Below are 1,605 nucleotides of genomic sequence, written 5' to 3' on the forward strand. Positions count from 1 at the left end.
GCTTACGGCGGTTAGCAGCCACTGTCTTATTCAAACGTTTTGACTGCACTCTGCGTTTTCTCATTATCAGAACCTCTTGCAGACAACGAACACACTCTCCGACACTCGCATGGCAAAGTGTCTGATTTATTATCAATCGATGACATTCTGATGAGGCACGCCTAGGGGTGAAGGTGGCATCAGTTTGAGGAGAAGTGACTAAAAGAACTTCTCTGCTATGCAAGCCTAATATTGGTATGGCACCAATGAACATCACAAGCTAGATAAGCCCGAAAGACTGGATTCTGGATAACTTGATCTGTTGACTCAAAAAAATAGCGAGCTGAGGGCTCGCTATTTTCGAAGTTTTTATTCTGCTTTTGGCACTGGTGTTTGCTCTGCTTCTTGAGGGGCATTTTCTTCAGGTGGTGGTGTTACTTCAACTGCCCCTGAAACCTGTTCAGCCAAGGTCTCTACAGCACCAGAAACTAATAGATTAGGATCGAGTGGCGGGATAACCTGCAGGTCTTCTGTATCCTCGTCGATAGCAGGCTTTTGGCTTACATGGCCAATGATCGATTGATAGTAACGGCGGATGTTTTCTACGTAGTTACGTGCTTCATCACCACGGGCATAACCGTAACGAGTCTGGCTGTAATAACGTTTCTGACGCAACAATGGTAGACGCTCTTTTACATCTGCCCATGCGTTTGGATCGCCGCCTTGCGCTTTAGTCAGGCGTCGTGCGTCCATCATATGACCATAGCCAACGTTGTAAGATGCCAACGCAAACCAAATCTTTTCGTGTTCATTAATGGAATCTGGTACACGAGCGACAATACGACGCAGGTATTCCACACCACCTCGAACAGACTGTTCTGGGTCAAGACGATCCGTAACCCCAACACTCTTAGCGGTTGGCAGCGTCAACATCATCATACCGCGAACGCCTGTTGGTGACTTCGCTTTTGGTTTCCAGTGGGACTCTTGGTAAGCCAATGCGGCGATCAAGCGCCAGTCGAACTCTTCACCGTACTTTTGGAACAGTGGTGACCATTTCGGCAGGGTGTTATCCAAAGCTCGAATAAAGGCACGCGTGTCTACGTAGTCGAAAGCTTCAATGTGACCGATGTATTTCTCTTCGAGTGTCGCGAGTTCACCAGACTGTTTAATGTTGCCAAAGAACTCGATCAACATGGCATACAAGCTTTCATCTTCAGAACGACGAGTAAACCAAGAGACAGGTTGGTCTTCGGTGAGCTCAAAAGCCAAAGCTAAATCTGGGTATAGGCGCTGCGCCAAAGACAGTTCTACCGAGTCAGTTACTGTAAAACGCAACTCACCTGTTGATACGTGTTTTAAGAGGTCGCGAGTATCGGCATCGCCAATAATTTCGAATTGCAGCTCTGGGTGTTCTTTCTGTAGCGCGGTTAATGTCGGAACAAATTGTGACTGCTCAACAATTTGCAGCGTCTCTGCTCCTGCATTGCTGTCTTCGTTTCCGGCTTTCTCATCTTTTGATTCTTGATACTTGATGAGCTGGTCTACATCGCGAGGGCGAAGCTGGCCTTTTTTGTACACCACTTGCTGGCTCACATAGTAGTAAGCAGGCCCGGGACGGAAGCG

Annotated in this window: 1 protein-coding gene; it reads right to left on the reverse strand. The window is 47.6% G+C overall.

Annotation, left to right across the window (positions count from 1 at the left end; genetic code table 11):
* Window positions 1-348: 348 nt before the first annotated feature.
* The coding region (gene mltF / locus AC4MRV_RS22070) for a membrane-bound lytic murein transglycosylase MltF (RefSeq protein ID WP_491189407.1) at window positions 349-1,605 on the reverse strand (1,257 nt) is incomplete at its 5' end.

The sequence above is a fragment of the Vibrio sp. genome (genome assembly GCF_984391705.1).